The 17817-nt window shown below is 32.5% G+C and carries 16 protein-coding genes, 1 tRNA gene and 1 pseudogene; 9 read left to right on the top strand and 9 right to left on the bottom strand.

Annotated features, from left to right (window positions below):
• Positions 1 to 257 (top strand): annotated as a pseudogene (locus MK115_RS07400) (helix-turn-helix domain-containing protein); the annotation flags it as partial.
• Positions 258 to 270: 13 nt separating this feature from the next.
• Here the strand turns inward: MK115_RS07400 and malQ are convergent.
• The gene (gene malQ, locus MK115_RS07395; protein ID WP_287610615.1) at positions 271 to 1791 is read right to left on the bottom strand and encodes a 4-alpha-glucanotransferase; all 1521 of its coding nucleotides are present in this window, start codon (positions 1789 to 1791) and stop codon (positions 271 to 273) included.
• Positions 1792 to 2037: 246 nt separating this feature from the next.
• Here malQ and MK115_RS07390 point away from each other — a divergent pair, with 246 nt between their 5' ends.
• Complete coding sequence (locus tag MK115_RS07390; protein WP_025924603.1) at positions 2038 to 3033, top strand: ribose-phosphate pyrophosphokinase; 996 nt, start codon at positions 2038 to 2040, stop codon at positions 3031 to 3033.
• Between the two features lie 13 nt (positions 3034 to 3046).
• Here the strand turns inward: MK115_RS07390 and MK115_RS07385 are convergent, their stop codons facing one another.
• Both MK115_RS07385 and MK115_RS07380 read right to left on the bottom strand, forming a co-directional pair.
• Positions 3047 to 3481 carry a DUF8650 domain-containing protein gene (locus tag MK115_RS07385; RefSeq protein WP_287610614.1) on the bottom strand — a complete coding sequence of 145 codons (435 nt, stop codon included), beginning with the start codon at positions 3479 to 3481 and terminating at the stop codon, positions 3047 to 3049.
• Between the two features lie 72 nt (positions 3482 to 3553).
• A complete protein-coding gene (locus MK115_RS07380; RefSeq protein ID WP_209110405.1) occupies positions 3554 to 4093 on the bottom strand; it encodes a hypothetical protein in 540 nt (179 codons plus the stop codon).
• A 106-nt stretch (positions 4094 to 4199) separates the two neighbouring features.
• Here MK115_RS07380 and MK115_RS07375 point away from each other — a divergent pair, with 106 nt between their 5' ends.
• A complete protein-coding gene (locus MK115_RS07375; protein ID WP_287610613.1) occupies positions 4200 to 5318 on the top strand; it encodes a histidine kinase in 1119 nt (372 codons plus the stop codon).
• A 41-nt stretch (positions 5319 to 5359) separates the two neighbouring features.
• A tRNA-Glu gene (locus MK115_RS07370) sits at positions 5360 to 5432 on the top strand.
• 11 nt (positions 5433 to 5443) lie between these two features.
• Here the strand turns inward: MK115_RS07370 and MK115_RS07365 are convergent.
• The gene (locus tag MK115_RS07365) at positions 5444 to 5986 is read right to left on the bottom strand and encodes an SRPBCC family protein (protein ID WP_077142472.1); all 543 of its coding nucleotides are present in this window, start codon (positions 5984 to 5986) and stop codon (positions 5444 to 5446) included.
• A gap of 181 nt (positions 5987 to 6167) precedes the next feature.
• Here MK115_RS07365 and MK115_RS07360 point away from each other — a divergent pair, with 181 nt between their 5' ends.
• The 4 genes from MK115_RS07360 to MK115_RS07345 all read left to right on the top strand — a co-directional run bounded on the left by MK115_RS07360 (position 6168) and on the right by MK115_RS07345 (position 11628).
• Entirely contained in the window at positions 6168 to 7295 is a 1128-nt protein-coding gene (locus MK115_RS07360; RefSeq protein ID WP_287610611.1) for an FAD-binding oxidoreductase, read from the top strand.
• Between the two features lie 110 nt (positions 7296 to 7405).
• Positions 7406 to 8929 (top strand): glucose-6-phosphate dehydrogenase, encoded by a 1524-nt coding sequence (gene zwf / locus MK115_RS07355; RefSeq protein ID WP_287610610.1) that lies wholly within the window; start codon positions 7406 to 7408, stop codon positions 8927 to 8929.
• A 2-nt stretch (positions 8930 to 8931) separates the two neighbouring features.
• Positions 8932 to 10233 carry a glucose-6-phosphate dehydrogenase assembly protein OpcA gene (locus MK115_RS07350; protein ID WP_287610608.1) on the top strand — a complete coding sequence of 434 codons (1302 nt, stop codon included), beginning with the start codon at positions 8932 to 8934 and terminating at the stop codon, positions 10231 to 10233.
• A 3-nt stretch (positions 10234 to 10236) separates the two neighbouring features.
• Positions 10237 to 11628 carry a cobyrinic acid a,c-diamide synthase CobB gene (locus MK115_RS07345; protein ID WP_287610607.1) on the top strand — a complete coding sequence of 464 codons (1392 nt, stop codon included), beginning with the start codon at positions 10237 to 10239 and terminating at the stop codon, positions 11626 to 11628.
• Here MK115_RS07345 and MK115_RS07340 read toward each other — a convergent pair.
• The 3 genes from MK115_RS07340 to folD are packed head-to-tail and all read right to left on the bottom strand — an operon-like array spanning position 11625 to position 13953.
• The gene (locus MK115_RS07340; RefSeq protein ID WP_287610605.1) at positions 11625 to 12104 is read right to left on the bottom strand and encodes a divergent PAP2 family protein; all 480 of its coding nucleotides are present in this window, start codon (positions 12102 to 12104) and stop codon (positions 11625 to 11627) included. The two genes, MK115_RS07345 and MK115_RS07340, sit on opposite strands and share 4 nt — an antisense overlap.
• A 13-nt stretch (positions 12105 to 12117) precedes the next feature.
• Positions 12118 to 13020 (bottom strand): geranylgeranyl diphosphate synthase CrtE, encoded by a 903-nt coding sequence (gene crtE / locus MK115_RS07335; RefSeq protein ID WP_025932042.1) that lies wholly within the window; start codon positions 13018 to 13020, stop codon positions 12118 to 12120.
• 36 nt (positions 13021 to 13056) lie between these two features.
• Complete coding sequence (folD, locus tag MK115_RS07330) at positions 13057 to 13953, bottom strand: bifunctional methylenetetrahydrofolate dehydrogenase/methenyltetrahydrofolate cyclohydrolase FolD (RefSeq protein ID WP_287610603.1); 897 nt, start codon at positions 13951 to 13953, stop codon at positions 13057 to 13059.
• A 74-nt stretch (positions 13954 to 14027) separates the two neighbouring features.
• Here folD and MK115_RS07325 point away from each other — a divergent pair, with 74 nt between their 5' ends.
• Positions 14028 to 15500, top strand: a complete 1473-nt coding sequence (locus tag MK115_RS07325) for an HDIG domain-containing metalloprotein (protein WP_287610602.1) — start codon at positions 14028 to 14030, stop codon at positions 15498 to 15500.
• A 9-nt stretch (positions 15501 to 15509) separates the two neighbouring features.
• Here MK115_RS07325 and MK115_RS07320 read toward each other — a convergent pair whose 3' ends face one another.
• Positions 15510 to 15902, bottom strand: coding sequence for a hypothetical protein (locus tag MK115_RS07320; protein WP_025894670.1), 393 nt, complete (start codon positions 15900 to 15902; stop codon positions 15510 to 15512).
• Between the two features lie 83 nt (positions 15903 to 15985).
• Positions 15986 to 17626, bottom strand: a complete 1641-nt coding sequence (locus MK115_RS07315; protein WP_287610601.1) for a 2-isopropylmalate synthase — start codon at positions 17624 to 17626, stop codon at positions 15986 to 15988.
• Positions 17627 to 17817: the final 191 nt, after the last annotated feature.

The raw sequence follows: 17817 nt of genomic DNA, 5'->3' as shown, positions 1-17817 counted from the left end.
TATTAATTAAATTAGAGGAATGTTTAGTATTAAAAAAAAATACATTATTAAATTTAGCAGTTAAAGAAAGAAAAATTTTAAAGAAAAAGGGAAAGGATTTTATGTTCAGGAAATTCGATCTTATCAATACATGGCAAGGAAGTCTTTTGTATTTTTTTATATTAGTTCTAACTATATTTATATTAAAGAGATACTTTATTGTAAATGTAAATGTTATAGAGATCCAAAATATTGAAAATCAAATGGTTGATAAATAATTTTTAATAAATTCTACTTTAAAGTTCTACCAAAATTATTTCCTAGTTCACTAAACATTCTCAAATTAACTTCTATTTCTTCTAAAGGACGATTTAACTTCCATTTCCAGTTATTTTTTGTGGTGCCAGGTTTGTTTAATCTACTTGAATCGTCTAGAGATAATAGATCTTGTAATGGAGCGATAAAGAGATTAGCATTTGTTTTCATGCCAATTTCTATTAAATCCCAAGAAGGATTTTCTGAAAATTTATACTCATCTTTTATTCTTTTTTTGGATTCATAATCTAAATTTTCCCACCATGAAACAGAAGTAGAGTTGTCGTGAGTACCTGTATAAACAACCCAATTTTCTCCTTCAATATTCTTAGGTAAATAAGGATTATCTTCATTGCCATCAAAAGCGAATTGTAATATTTTCATGCCAGGCAGTTCGAAGTTTTTCCTTAATTTCTCTACATCTGGAGTTATTACTCCCAGATCCTCCGCAATAATTGGTAGATAGTTACCCCCTAGATCCTTTTTTACTTTATTTAATAGTGTTTTACCTGGAGAATTTATCCATTTTCCAATAATTGCCGTTTTAGAACTGCCATTAACTCTCCAGTAACCCGCTAAACCCCTGAAATGATCAAATCTCAATATGTCCACAAGTTCAAATTGTCTTTGAAATCTTTTTCTCCACCAATTGAAATTAGTCCTTTTATGCTTTGACCAAAAGTAAGTTGGGGTACCCCATAATTGTCCTGTTGATGAAAAATAATCAGGTGGAACACCACTTTGAAAGATTAAATCTCCATTTTTAAAAATTGAAAATAATGATTTATTACTCCATACGTCGGCGCTGTCTCTAGAGACATAAAAAGGCAAATCTCCTATCAGCTTAATATTTCTTGATTTTGCAAAGTTTTTAATGACGCTCCATTGCTCATCAAGATGCCACTGTATTAATTTTTTAATAAGTATCTCTTCACTTTTTTTCTTAATCCACGATTTTAAGAACTTGTTATTTTTTATTTTAAATTCTTGAGGCCATTCCCACCAAGGCAACATATTAAATTCCTCTCTGATAACAACAAATGTTGCATAATCTTCAACCCAAGAATGCCTACTGACCCATTTGTTAAAATTAATTTTTCTTTCTTCAGATTGTGAACTCCAACCTTGCAAAAGGAGGAGACCTAATTTTTTTGTTAAGTCATCCGCAATATCAAAATCAAAATGATCTTTATTCTGATTTGTTGGACCTAGATTTTCTTTATCTGAGATGTAGATAAAACCTTTTTCGATTAAATCATCTATATCCAAAAACCATGGGTTTAGTGCAAAACTAGATGGGGAACTATATGGAGAACCTGTAGAGTCAGTAGGTGTAAGAGGTAAAAATTGCCAGTATTCAATTCCATGCTTATGAAGTTTTCTTATCCACTCTTTAGCTCCTCTCCCAAAAGTTCCACATACTCTTCCTCCCGGAATACATGTTGGATGCATAAGTACGCCTAATGATTTTCTTGCAATAATTGACTCTATAGGCATGTTTTCAATATATTTTGATTCTTTAAACTTAACGTGTTTTTAATTCTCTAAATTCAACCTTATACAAATTTTTTTTAATTGACAAATATCATTGCTGATTTTTAAGTCTGGATAAATATAAATTCTAATTTTTAATCAACAATTTTTTGCTTAATTGAGGTGACTTTTGAAAATATCTAGTCATTATCTTTTGCGAAATTCACATAAACGACTACGATGATAATATAGTTTTATGGTGCAAATTTCGTGACAAGTTTTATCACGGCAATGCAGAGTAAAGAATCGAACTTTAATCTAACTAATAGTAGATTAAGGTTAGTAAGTGGGACAACAAATCCTAAATTAGCTGAAGAAATTGCATCATACTTAGGGATTGAAAATGTACCTTTAATATCTAAAAGATTTGCAGATGGAGAACTTTATGTTCAGATTCAGCAATCTATTAGAGGTTGTGATGTATTCCTTATACAACCTACATGCGCTCCTGTAAACGATAGTTTAATGGAGCTCATGATCATGGTTGACGCTTGCAAAAGAGCTTCTGCAAGACAAATAACGGCTGTAATTCCCTATTTTGGATATGCAAGGGCAGATAGGAAAACCTCAGGAAGAGAGTCTATAACTGCAAAATTAACTGCTAATTTACTAGAGAAATCAGGAGTTGATAGAGTTTTAGCGATGGACTTACACTCGGCTCAAATACAAGGCTACTTCGATATACCATGCGATCATATTTACGGTTCACCTGTATTAATTGATTATCTAGAATCTTTAGATTTAGAAGAAATAGTTGTAGTCTCTCCTGATGTAGGCGGGGTAGCAAGAGCAAGAGCGTTCGCGAAATTAATGAATGATGCGCCGTTGGCTATCATTGATAAAAGGAGAGCTGCGCATAATATCGCTGAAAGTCTAACCGTTATTGGTGAAGTCAAAGGTAAAACGGCTATTCTTATAGACGACATGATAGACACGGGAGGCACAATTTGTTCTGGAGCAAATTTACTAAAAAAAGAAGGAGCTAATAGAATATTTGCATGTGCCTCACATGCTGTATTTTCTCCTCCTTCTTATGAAAGATTAAGTTCTAAGAATCTTTTCGAACAAGTTATTGTGACTAACAGCATACCAGTTATACATAAAGATAATTTTCCACAGTTAAAAGTTCTTTCCGTCGCAAATATGCTTGGGGAAGCTATTTGGAGAATCCACGAAGAAAGTTCTGTTAGTTCTATGTTTAGATAAAAGAAATTATTTTTTACAAACCTTGTAATTTCTTGAGTCTCTCAGTTTCAATCTTAAATTGTTTTTCGATCTTTTCAGGAACATTATCTGGACACACTTGAAGAGCTGATTCAACTAATTGCAGAGATGCAATAAATTGTAATTGTTTCATATCAACTGTTTGTTCTTTCTTTTTCTCTATTATTTTCCCTCCATGTTTTTGTGATACTACTGATGCGAACGTTGCTGAGGCAACGTTTAATGTTTTTGGGAAATCCAAATCAAATCCTTTTCTTGTCGCATTACATAGAAATGAAACACCCATCCCATGATATAAATCTAAATCATTTTTATTGGCAGGCGAATTTTTAACATTTGCATTTACTTTATTAAATTCATTATTTGTATCAAATAAAAAAGATGAAAAAATTAGAGGAATTGCAAAAATTTTAGATATTTTTAAACTCATATTTGATTTATTTTTAATTCACATTATTAAAGATAACATTTTTTATTTTTAAACTAAATCTGCCCACAGAATTTATTTAATAATTTTAATTTCGTGATGATTCTCTACTATTTTAAGCATATCTTTGTTCCATGAATATATAACCCTAAATCTATAATTATCAGAATCTACAAGTCTTGTATGTTCAAGAATATACCAATCTTTGTAAGAAGATTCAAAAATCATTTCGTGTTCGTCGACTTGTTTAATATTTGAAATACCTTCATCATTACTTAAATAAAATTTTTCCCTCTTAAGTTGATGGCCTTTTAAAAATGCATGCATTTCTCCTCGTTCTTTATACTGGGGATTTTCGTCAAAGAAATTATATTTTTTTTCTGGATACCAAGTAAATTTATAATGCGACTCCCATTCAGACTTACTCTCGAGAGCTTGAATATTTATATTCATACTTAAATTATAAGTTTTTTGTGCTTCATCGAGAAAATACGTTCTATTAGATTTCCACAATCCAATATTCCTAGAAAACCACCTTTTTAAATTACTATTTAAGTTGATTTCAGGAGGGTTTTCACCAAAATGTAAATTTTTCTTTGGATTAATAGCAACCATTTATAAAAAAGTCCTATTTATTTAATAGCCTATCTGTAAAATAAAAAAAAATATCTTAAGGTGTTTATAAGGATTAACAGCTTTTCAACACTTCAGAGGAATTCATTTGAATGATAAAAAAGAGCTAAAATTAATACTTGTGGCAGCTAGAAATCAACTTTCTAGTAATGATATTAAGTCCCTAATAGCTTATTTAGAATCAGATGATTGTGAATTTGAGATATCTCTTCAGATCTCTGAACCCACAGAGCAGCCAGAATTACTTGAATTACATAGATTAGTCGCTATTCCTGCTCTTATAAAGGTTTCCCCAGCTCCAAAGCAAATATTTGCTGGAAGTAATATTTTCTCTCAGTTGCAAAAATGGTTGCCAAGGTGGTCACAGGAAGGCTTAACAAAAAATCTTGGGATTAATTTGCAACCATCCAAAATTGATTCAATAAGAACTCAAAAAGAATTTCTATTGGAAGACGAACTTCTTGTTTTAAGACAAGAAAATGAGACATTAACAAAAAGAATAGAATCTCAGGAAAGATTATTAAGAATGGTCGCGCATGAATTAAGAACACCTTTAACTGCTGCTACTTTGGCTGTTCAAAGTCAAAAACTCGGACAAATAGATATTTCAAAATTGCAGGAGGTTATTAAAAGACGTCTTGAAGAGATTGAACTCTTATCTCAGGATCTTTTAGAGGTTGGAACAACTAAATGGGAAGCGTTATTTAATCCTCAGAAAATTGATTTAGGTAATATTAGTGCTGAAGTAATACTCGAATTAGAAAAATTCTGGAGATTAAGGAATATTGAAATTGATACTGATATTCCATCTGATCTGCCAAGTGTATTTGCAGATCAAAGAAGAATGAGGCAAGTATTTTTAAATTTAATTGAAAATGCTATTAAATTTTCTAAAGACTCTGGATCTATAAAAATCACTATGATTCATAAGACAAATCAATGGGTAGAAATAACAATTTGTGACAAAGGTGCAGGTATTCCTTTGAGCGAACAAAAAAGAATTTTTCTAGATAGGGTTAGACTTCCCCAGACTTCTGAAGGAACTTCAGGATTTGGCATAGGGTTATCAGTATGTAGGAGAATAGTACAAGTCCATGGAGGAAGAATATGGGTCGTATCTGAAGTAGGGGAAGGTTCCTGCTTCCATTTCACAGTTCCTGTGTGGCAAGGACAAAACAAAGAGCAACAATACTTGACGAAAGGCTAGCCTTACTCTTAGTTTTTAATAAGCTGTTATGCTAATTTCCTGGCCCCATCGTCTAGAGGCCTAGGACACCTCCCTTTCACGGAGGCGACAGGGGTTCGAATCCCCTTGGGGCTATTAATTTAAATTTATAACGATCTTTTTGATGATTTTGCTTGCCTATCTACGGCAATTAAATTTTCTGAAAGATCCTTTTTCAGTCTTTTCTCTATCATCCCTATTGGCATCCACTGACAACCTTGAACAGTAAGATCATAAATTAATGAGTTTGTTGAAGTATTTTTAATATTTTGAATTTTCCAACTACCCTCAAACTTTCTGAAATCTCCTTTTATTAAATTAAATTTTAAGAGGCCAAGCTCCTTATCTTCAAATAAATCTATAGTTACTTCAGCTGAAAATTTCATGCCAAGGAAATCCTGAGCCCCAACTTGTTTAAGGTGGACATTATTTCCCTTCTGAAATATTTTTTTGCTCGATAAAAGATTTGGTATGTAGAGATTTAGCCGATCATAATCTGTTAAAACACTCCACAAAGAATCAAAACTTGCAGAAGTTGTAAGTTGAGCTGCCAGTCGTCTTGTCCCACCGGAAAACTTCTCCATCGTCTGCTCAATTGTCCTGTAATCATTGTTCTTAGAATGATCTTCTGATTCTTGAGGATTATTCATAAATGAATTTTTTAATTAGATAAAAAATTATTTCTGTGTAACTATACTGATAAAAACAACAAATACTGAAAAATTAAAATAATTTCTTTTATTTATCCCGATCTCAAAACGTAACCATTTTTGTAAAATCACTACAAATTAAACTACAAATTGATAATCTTTTATAAAAGAAATCTAAAAAATGTATTCACAAGCAAAAGTAATCGCAGGCGGATTAGCTCATATACCAGTAGTAATAGCTGTTTTTTATTTTATACTCACAACTTTTAATAAAAGAGCTTTAAAATTTGTTGAAGAAGCAAAAACAAAAAAACCTGAGGCAAAAGCTGTGGAACCTAAAAAAGTCGCTGTTTCAAAAATAGAAGCTCCAAAAACAGAAGCTCCAAAAACAGAAGCTCCAAAAATAGTTAAGAAAAAACATGCAGATGTTCCAGTCAATATTTACCGTCCTAAAACACCATATGAGGGAACAGTTATTGAAAACTATAGTCTTCTCAAAGAAGGAGCAATTGGTAGAGTTAATCACATAACTTTCGACCTTAAAGATAGTGATCCATTTTTAAATTATGTAGAAGGTCAAAGTATTGGTATCATGCCTGCTGGTGAAGATGCTAATGGAAAACCTCATAAATTAAGACTATACTCAATAGCTAGCACTAGACACGGTGATGACTTTAATGGAAATACAGTTTCTCTTTGTGTAAGACAGCTTCAGTATGAAAAAGATGGTGAAACCATTAATGGTGTCTGCTCTACTTACTTATGTGATATTAAGCCTGGAGATAAAGTAAAAATAACAGGTCCTGTTGGTAAAGAAATGCTTCTCCCTGATGAAGAGGACGCAAACATTGTTATGTTAGCCACTGGAACTGGAATAGCACCAATGAGGGCTTATTTAAGAAGAATGTTCGAACCAACTGAAAAAGAAAAAAATAAATGGAATTTCAAGGGTAAAGCTTGGTTATTTATGGGTGCTCCAAAATCAGCTAATTTGTTATACGAAGAAGATCTTCAAAGATACATTGCTGAGAATCCAGATAATTTTAAATATACAAAAGCTATTAGTCGTGAGCAGCAAAATACAAAAGGTGGAAGAATGTACATTCAAGACAGAGTTTTAGAGTCAGCCAATGAACTTTTCAATATGATTGAAGATGAAAAGACACATATATATCTTTGTGGATTAAAGGGTATGGAACCTGGAATAGATGAAGCAATGACTAAGGCAGCAGAAGAAAAAGGATTGAACTGGTCAGAATTAAGACCTCAACTAAAAAAAGCAGGAAGATGGCACGTAGAAACTTACTAAATCTTTGATATTTAGATTTAAGTTTCACATACTAAATACTTTTTGGTTTAGACACAATATGTAGCTAATATTTGAAAAAAAGAGGATTTTAAATAAAGAATACTAAAAATATGCCTTCAACTTTAAGTAATCCTCTAAGATTAGGTTTACGGCAGGAAAGAGTCATATCTCCACAATGCTTAGTAATATTTGGTGCTAGTGGAGACCTTACTCATAGAAAATTAATACCAGCCTTATTTGAACTCTATTTGCAAAGAAGAATTCCTAGTGAATTTGGAATAGTTGGTTGTGCGAGAAGACCTTGGACTGATAATGAGTTTAGAGAAAAGATGAAAGTAAAGCTATCAAATCAAATATCTGGTAAAGAAAGGGAGTGGGAACAATTTTCTAATTATCTTTTCTATGAACCAGTTGACCTACAACAAAGTGATCATGTCGTAAGGCTTTCTAGAAGATTAAATGAAATTGATAAAACACAAGCTACTCATGGGAATAGAACATTTTATTTATCAGTATCTCCGAATTTCTATGCAAGTGGATGTAAAGCTCTTAAAGCAGCTGGCCTTTTAGATGACCCTAAGAAAAGTCGTTTAGTGATTGAAAAACCTTTTGGAAGAGATTATTCAAGTGCAAAAAAATTGAATAAGATCGTTCAAAGTTGCGCTGAAGAAAGTCAGATTTATAGGATTGATCATTATTTAGGTAAAGAGACAGTTCAGAATATTCTTGTTTTGAGGTTTGCTAACACTATTTTTGAACCAATCTGGAACAGAAATTATATATCAAGTGTTCAAATTACTTCATCTGAAACAGTGGGTGTTGAAGATAGAGCAGGTTATTACGAAAGCTCTGGTGCTTTAAGGGATATGCTTCAAAATCATATGACTCAAATGCTTGCTGTTACTGCTATGGAACCTCCTGGAAAGTTTGAACCAGAAGCAATAAGAAATGAAAAAGCTAAGGTTCTTCAAGCTTCAAAACTTGCTGACGAAAATGAACCGTGGAATTGTTGCATAAGAGGTCAATATGGAGAGGGAGGAAATATTTCAAATCGACTCAAAGGATATAGGCAGGAAGATGGTGTTAATTGTAATAGCACAACAGAAACTTATATTGCGACAAAAGTTTTCGTTGATAACTGGCGTTGGCAAGGGGTTCCTTTTTATTTGAGAACAGGTAAAAGACTACCTAAAAGACTTGGAGAAATAGTCTTGACTTTTAAAGACGTTCCTGTTCATTTATTTGAATCAACAATAATAAATCCTGCCCCAAATCAACTTATCCTTAGAATTCAGCCAAATGAAGGTGCTACTTTCAAATTTGAGGTAAAATCTCCTGGTTCTGGAATGAAATCAAGACCTGTTGAGATGGAATTTTCTTATGATGAATCATTTGGAGAACCCTCAGATGAAGGCTATGTAAGATTATTAGCTGATGCAATGCTTTCTGACCCAACCTTATTTACTCGAAGTGATGAAGTAGAGGCAGCCTGGAAACTTTATACGCCATTAATAGAATTGATGGATAATTCTCCTTGGAAGTTACCTATTTATAATTATGAATCTATGACGTGGGGACCTCCTGAGTCTGATCAATTAATTTCAAAAGATAATATTTTCTGGCGTAGACCTTAAAAATGAAACCTCAACTAACACTCCAAACCCCTTTAGAGCTGCCTTATCAGGAAATTTCTAATTACCTTAATAAATTATGGATTTCAGAAGATAAAGATAATAGTGGAGCTAATACTTTTACATTAATGGTCTGGCAGCCTGCTTGGCTAGAACAATGTTTGGTTCAAAAAGGATTAGTAAATGGACCAATTACTGGAAATTTAAGTCCAGAGATAATTGAAGTTGCTAAAAAATTTATATTAGATCAAGGACTTCCTATCACTACTTCCCTTAATAGTGAAGAATTATTGAATTTGTTGAAGGAAAATTTATCTAATAAAGACTTTGAAGATTTTAGAGGACAATTTTTTGAATCATCAATAAGTACATTGAATCCAAGAAGATTAATAACTCTAGCGCCAACATTAAATAAAAATTCAGATATCAAAACTTTTGTATCCGCTTACTGTCCATTAAGTGATACTCCAGCTATGCAACCTATATGTGGGGATTTAGTTGTTATTAGGGGGGACTCGGCCTCAATATCTAATAAAGGATTAAAAATAATTGATGAATTATCTATTGATGAATTACCTTCATGGTTGTGGTGGAATGGAAGCTTGGATGAATCGCCTGAAATCTTCGAATATTTTACTAATTATGGTCTAAGGTTAATAATTGATACTGCTCTTGGATCGCCTCAAAGATGTTTAAAAGTTTTAGATCAATTAAATAATTCAAATAAAGCTATTAATGATTTGAATTGGGTTAGATTGAAAAATTGGAGGGAATCATTGGCAATGATTTTTGATCCGCCTTCGAGGAGACCAATTTTAGATCATATTACTGATATTGACATTGATATCGCAGGAGATCATATGATTCAAGCTTTGTTTTTGATTTCATGGATTAGCGATAAACTTGGTTGGTCTTTTCTAAGAGTTGAAAGGGATACAGAATCAACAAAAATAGAGTTTGAAAGAATTAATGGCGAAATAATTTCTGCATCAATTAATCCCTTATCTTTGGGAAATCCAAGTATTCATTTAGGACAAGTTATTGGATTGAGGCTGATTTCAAAAATTAGTGAGGTTCAAAAAAATAACACTTGTGTAATACTTGGCTGTGAATCAGTGGAATGTATGAGACTTGAAGCAGGGGGAATGGCTAATATGGAATTAATAGAACAAGTTGTTCCAAATTCTTTTTCTACATCAGAGTATGATGTTAGTAAATTATTGGGAAGTAGTAGAGGTAATACAAGTCCTCTTTTTGAAAATTCTATTAAAATAGCTCTTCAAATATTTAATGGTTTTAATAACTAATAGATGCCTTGTGTAATATCTTCTCCTTCAACTGATAGTGGGAAAACTACATTATCGCTTTTGATATCTTGTTGGGCGTTCTCAAAAGGTATAAAGATACAAACTTTCAAGGTTGGCCCAGATTATCTTGATCAACAACAACTTAGTTCAATTGGCCAACCTATTTGTAGGAATTTAGATATTTTTTTAAGTGGTGAGGAATGGGTTCAAGAAAGTTTTTTTAAACATTCTTTGAAATATGAATTCTCATTAATTGAAGGAGCAATGGGTCTATTTGATGGATTAGGGTCAACAACCTATTCCAGCACAGCAAATATCTCTAAACTTCTCAATGCTCCAATAATTTTTATTGTTAATGCTAGAGGTCAAGTAGCTTCTCTTTTGGCGACTATTCGAGGTTTTAGAGATTTCGATAGTGAGTTGTCAATAGCAGGAATTATATTTAACAACGTTAATTCAGATAGACATAAAAAATTAATCAAAGAAGTTTTTAAAAATGAAGATATCGAAATTCTTGGTTTTTTACCATCTGATTCAAAAATAACTTTAAACAAAGCTAATTTAGGTTTGATATCTCCAATGGATAATGGAAAAGAAATTGATGTTGAATATTTTGCAAATTTCGCCGAAAGAAATCTTGATGTATTTTCTCTTATTAAATTTCTGAAATCTCCTCAAAAGAAAATATTTAATTCTGTCAATTTTAAAGATTTTAAAATAGACAAAAGTAAACCTATCGCAATTGCAGAAGATAAAATCTTTCATTTTCAATACCCTGAAACTAAGGAGTTTTTGAGTGAAATAGGCATACCATTGATTTCATGGAGTATTTATGATGATGAAGAAATACCTAATGAGGCTTCTTCTTTAATTATTCCTGGGGGGTTCCCTGAAAAATATGCTGATCATATAAGTAACTCTACAAAAAGCTTAAATTCGTTAAGGAAATTCCGCAAAAATGGATTTATATATGCTGAGTGCGGAGGGATGATGATTTTAGGAGACTTCATAAAAGATGAAAATGGTAATAATCATAAAATGAGTGGTATCCTGCCTTTTAGATCAAAAAAAAGTAAACTTTCAGTAGGTTATAGATACATTGAGGGTTTAAAAGATACTCCGATCATTAAACAAAATCAATTAATTAGAGGACATGAATTTCATTATTGGGAAATTGAAAATAATTTATCTGAACTTGATTTAAGAAAAGCTGAGCATCAGAAGAAACTTTCTTCCCCATGGAAAATTAAATCTTGGAAAACTGAATACAAAAATGAAGGCTTTTTTGATGAAAAATTACATGCAAGTTGGATTCACTTACATTTGCCAAGTTCTCCAGAAGTCGCAAAAAACTTTATAGATGCCACCCAAATTACTTTTTCAAAGCATTCTTAATTTATTATCAAATCAAATATTTTGAGAGGAGAACCTAAAAAAAACATTCCAGGCAAAGTGATTAATGGTCCTAAAAAACTCCCCACCATGACCTCAATTTTTGTATGGCCTAGGGTTTCTTTTAAAAGTAATTCAGATTGAGGGTCTAGTTTTTTTGATAGTTTATTGATTTCTGCAGCTTGAATTCCAGCTGATTTTCGAACACCACTAGCGTCATACATAACTATTAGTGCTACAGCAACTGATAATGCGAATATTGAGCTATCAAATCCCAATTCATAACCTATACCAGATGTAGCACCAGTTATTAAGGCGGAATGACTTGAAGGCATACCACCCGTCTCGAACATAATTCCAAATCTTATCTCTCCAGTTGAAAAGAAATTGAATACAATTTTAAAAAATTGAGCTAGTAAACAGGATAATAAGCTCCAGAAAAGAACTGAATTATTAAAAAAGGAAAAAAACTCAGACATAAATTAAAACTAATTATCTGTCTCTATTTGTAATAAAGTCGGCTAACGATATTAAATACTTTGCATCTGCACCCCAAGGTTCAATTGCTTTTTTTGCTTTTTCAACTAAATCAAATGCTCTTTTCTTTGACTCCTCCATTCCAAGTAATTTAGGGTAAGTAGTTTTGTCAGCTAAAAGATCTTTGCCGGCAGTTTTACCAAGCTTTTCACTGCTGGAAGTTAAATCAAGAATATCATCTATTATTTGGAAGGCTAAACCAATTCCCTCTGCATATGTTGTCAGAGCTTGTAATAGTTTTTCGTTAGCTCCTGCGATCATCGCGCCTGTTCTTACGCAGGCCTTTAATAAAGCCCCAGTCTTGTGAAGATGAATATATTCGAGAGTTTCAAGGTCGACTTCTTTGCCTTCGCATTCCAAATCAACAACTTGTCCCCCGACTAGGCCTGGTGCACCAGCAACTAGGGATAATTCGCCAACTACATTTAATAATCTATTTGGATCGACTCCAGGGCTTCTTAAAGAGACCATTTCAAAGGCCCTTGTTAATAAAGCATCGCCTGCAAGAATAGCTATTGCATCTCCATATACTTTATGATTTGTCGGCCTACCTCTCCTCAAGTCATCATTATCCATGGCGGGCAGATCATCATGAATCAAGGACATTGTATGGATCATTTCTATTGCTACTGCAGTAGGAACAGCAAGAGAGGGTTCTCCTCCAGCCAGTGAGCAAGATGCTAAACATAAAATTGGACGTATTCTTTTCCCTCCAGCTAAGAGGGAATATCTCATTGATTCTCTTAATATTTCTGGATTCTCAGGGCCCAAGGAAAAATCAAGTGCTTCTTCTACAACCTTTTTTGTGTTTTTAAGATATTTTTCAAAATCAGAAATACTATTTATAACTTCAGTCATTTTATACCTTTAGTAAAAAAAATTTCATCTTGGAGTTTATGGCAAAAGGTCATTAAGAGTTGATGATAAACCAAATTGTTTTTGCCAGCTAAAAATAGTATTTACAAGTAACATTGTTACTGTCATTGGTCCAACACCTCCTGGTACAGGTGTGTAAGCAAATACTTTAGAAATGACATCTTCTAATAATACATCGCCACATAATCTGGTTTGATTTTTATCGGAACTTTTTAATCTATGTATTCCAACATCAATAATTACTGCTCCTTCTTTCACAAAACTCGAATCTACAAGATTGGGTTTTCCTGCAGCCGCAATTAGAATGTCGGCTTCTCTACAAACTTTATTCAAATTTAATGTTTTAGAGTGAGTAATTGTTACCGTGCCATTTAGATTCAACAACATAAGCGATAGGGGTTTCCCAACAAGCAAACTTCTTCCTATGACAACAATTTTCTTACCTTCAATTGTAATATTTTGGGATCTTAATAAATTAATAATTCCTGCTGGTGTGCATGATCTCATCGCAGGCTCATTTTTTACTAGTTTGCCGATGTTTATCTCATTTAGTCCATCTACATCTTTGCTTGGATTAATATGGCTGATCAGTTTTTGCTCATCAAACTTCTTTGGGATGGGAAGTTGTAGCAACATTCCATCAATATCCTTATCAGAATTAAGTTTGATTATTAATTGTTCAACTTCTTTTTGCTCTACACTATCTTTTAGATGAAAGATAAAGCTCTTTATTCCAATCCTTGAACATGCTTTTTCCTTATTATTAACGTAAACACCACTCGCGGGGTCTTCACCTATTCTTATTACAGCTAAACCGGGAGCTCTTTTTGCAATTTTTTTATTACTAGAGATATAGTCATTTAATCTTTCTTCAATTTCAAGAGATAATTTTTTACCGTCTAATTTTAATGACATTTAGAAAAACATCTCCTTTTTACACCTAGCATGCCTATAATTTTAAATTATTCAAATAGATTTATCTATATTCTGTGCAAAACATCATAACTACCTTAAAGAAATTGTTTTATCTGTGGAGGCGAAGTCAAGTCCCAGTAAAACAACCAATTAAAATTTCAAGAATAGATAATCTCATAATTTTTTTAGTATGCATTTTAATTTCAATAATTTCTTCTTATAAACTACTTCTTATCTCGCCTTTAAATATCGCAGATATTTTTTCTTGGTTTTTGACCTTTACTGAAATACTTATAAGTTCCGGAGTTTTGATATTAGTTTCAAAAAAAGAGAATCCCACAATTTCTTCAAGACAGATCTTCTTGATCATTACTCTTCTTTTAGCAGTACAAGTTACGAAATTAGCCTTAGCTTCAACCATAAGTCCATTATCTATGATAATTCCACCGGCATTAATAATATCTCAAGGAATGGGAAGCATAACAGCTTTAGCTTGGGTATCAATAGCGAGTCTTATTTGGCCTGACCCAGAAATTGTTATCAATAACAATTTATTTTTTATTTTATTAGTTTGTGCTTCAATAGTATCTCTTCTTGGAGGAAGAATAAGAAGTAGAGCTCAGTTACTTCAACTATCAATTTTTGTCCCCATAGGATCGTTCTTGAGTCAATGGATATTGATAGGTAAAGATAAAATATCTCTTATTAATAAGCAAGATTTTGTTTTAGCTAATGGGGATATATTTTCTGATTCCTTGCTATTGGCAATAGCTATGCTTTTTACAATTTTATTTATTCCTATTTTTGAATCGATATTCGGATTATTAACTAAAGCAAGATTGCTCGAATTGGCTGATAAGGAGAAACCTCTAATTAGAAGATTGTCTCTTGAAGCTCCTGGTACTTTTGAACATACCTTACTTATATGTGGTTTAGCAGAGGAAGCAACAAGAATGATTGGTGGTGATATTGATCTAATTAAAACTGGAGCGTTATATCATGATGTTGGTAAATTACATGCACCTAATTGGTTTATTGAAAATCAGGATGGTTCAAAAAATCCGCATGACGAATTAGATGATCCGATTAAAAGTGCAGAAGTATTACAGGCTCATGTTGATGAAGGATTGAAATTTGCAAGAAAAAATAGACTACCTAAACTGATAGCTAATTTTATTCCTGAACATCAAGGTACCCTTAAAATGGGATATTTTTTTCAAAAAGCTAAAGAAAAAAATCTCGACATTAATGAATATTATTTTAGATACAAAGGCCCTATTCCTCAGTCAAAAGAAACAGCTATTTTAATGCTTGCAGATGGATGTGAAGCAGCACTAAGAGCTATGAATATTAATGCATCTGATAAAGAAGCTTTGAAAACAATTTCTAATATTATCTACTCGCGTAAAAAAGATGGGCAATTAGATGATAGTAATTTATCGAAAGGAGAAATTTTTCTAATAAAAAGGGCATTCTTGAATGTGTGGAAAAGAATTAGACACAGAAGAATTCAGTATCCAACTAGCAAGAATAATACTTTTTCTTAATTTTCAATTTTATAACCTAATACTTCTTCGATGTTTTGGATTACACCAATAAAGAAGAGCTAACGTACTTAATAATGTTGTTAAAAGAGTAAACCCACCAACTCCATAAATGTCTTGAAGAGTTATGAGCCTTACAACTGAATAAGGACCCATACCAGAAATTACCATTGATAAAGATACCAGAGTTAAAGTTACTCCCCATTTTCTCTCTGCTAAAAGAGCTGCTGAAGAAACTATTCCAACAATTGCAGCAGGCCATCCAAGACTTATGGCAAGAGTTATATTCGCAACTTTTAGTGGAGGCCCATAACTTATTATTAATGCGATTATTGGAAGTGCAATTATGTTGCCGATTAAGCCAACCCACGAAAGTGCCCAATATCCAAGTACCCTTTCTCTCATTATTTACTGCTTTAACTATTAGTTTAATCTACAGTATTAAGAGACTATTTTTTAATGCTACTTAATAATCCTAAGAAAATAATTTAATTTGCAGGATTAGATAGAAATTTATTATCAGAATTCTCTAAATTATCAAATTGTGGATGAATTGAATTTTTTTTCTCAGAAAATACAAGTCTATTTAAAGCATTAACGTAAGCATTCGCTGCAGCAACTACAACGTCAGTGTCAGCAGAATGACCAGAATATATTTTATTATCCCTTCTTATTCTTATTGTTACTTCGCCCAAAGCATCAATTCCTTCTGTTACCGACTTAACAGAAAATTCAATTAATTCATTAGGAACTTTAGCTAATTTATTTAAAGCCTCGCATACAGCATCAACGGGTCCAGTCCCTATTGATACAGCAGTATCCTCAGTATTATCTTCCGTGTTTAGAAGCGAAATGGTGGCAGTAGGTTTAGATGCGTTACCGCAACTTACTTGTACAAGACTTAATTGAAATTTAGCTTCTGGGAGCTGAACTTGTTCACTAACAATTGCTTCTAAGTCTCTATCAGTAATTTCTCTTTTCCTGTCAGCTAAATCCTTAAAACGAGCAAAAGCATCATTTAAATCTTCTCGGCTCAAGTCATATCCCATCTCTTCTAATCTTGCTCTTACTGCACTTCTTCCACTAAGTTTCCCTAAAGATATTTTGTTGTCACTCAAACCAACAGTTTTTGCATCGATAATTTCGTAAGTTAGTCTATTTTTTAAAACCCCATCCTGATGAATGCCTGACTCATGTGCAAAAGCGTTAGCTCCCACAATTGCTTTATTAGGTTGTACAGTCATTCCAGTTAGGTTAGAAACAAGTCTAGAGGTTTTTGTTATTTCTTCTGTTCTTATAGCCGTAAGAGGAGTTGGGGAATCTGGATTTCTTTTGAAAAAACTATTAAAAAAACTTTTCCTAACATGAAGTGCCATTACTAATTCTTCTAGAGAGGCATTCCCGGCTCTTTCACCAATTCCATTAATAGTACATTCTAGTTGTCTTGCTCCATTTTTTACTGCCTCAAGAAAATTGGCTACTGCTAAACCTAAATCATTATGACCATGAACCGAGATTACTGCCTCATCAATATTTGGAACATTTTTATTTATATCGGCAATTAGTTTGCCAAATTCACTAGGAGTTGTAAATCCAACAGTATCAGGGATATTTATTGTTGTCGCTCCTGCAGTAATTGCTAGTTGAATCACTTCGTATAAAAATTCAGGATCACTCCTTGAGGCATCTTCACAAGAAAACTCAATATCATCTACTAATGATTTTGCATAATTAACCATTTCTGGAACTATTTGAAGAACATCTTTTCTGGATTTTTTAAGTTTATGTTTAAGATGAATATCACTTGTCGCAATAAAAGTATGTATTCTTTTCTTGGGAGCTGGACTTACTGCTTCGTAACATGCTTTTATATCTCCTTTAGACGCTCTAGCTAAACCACATATTATAGGGCCATTTTCTTTCCCTACGGCATTAGCAATTTTATTAACAGCTTTAAAATCTCCTGGACTTGCGAAAGGGAATCCAGCTTCAATAACATCTACTCCTAATCTTGCTAATTGATGGGCGATAGCAAGTTTTTCTTCAAGATTTAAACTGGCACCAGGAGATTGCTCTCCATCTCGAAGAGTTGTATCAAATATCAAAATTCTTCCAGGATCTTTTGACATCAGAGGGAATAAACTAAACTTATATTAAGCTAATTAAAAAAATTTGACTAGATTTAGTTCAATAAAAATTTGCTGAAAGTTTATAACTTAAATAATATTGGTTAAAATTCTGAAAAAAAAATAAAATACTTAAATTTTTAAAGTATTCTTTAAGATTAAAGTCTTCTTTTTATAAAAATATTATTTTCGAT

The organism is Prochlorococcus sp. ALOHA_ZT_50 (genome assembly GCF_022447305.1).
Lineage (GTDB): Bacteria > Cyanobacteriota > Cyanobacteriia > PCC-6307 > Cyanobiaceae > Prochlorococcus_A.
The sequence above is the reverse complement of the archived record's forward strand: the minus strand, read 5'-3'. Positions and strand labels throughout refer to the sequence as shown.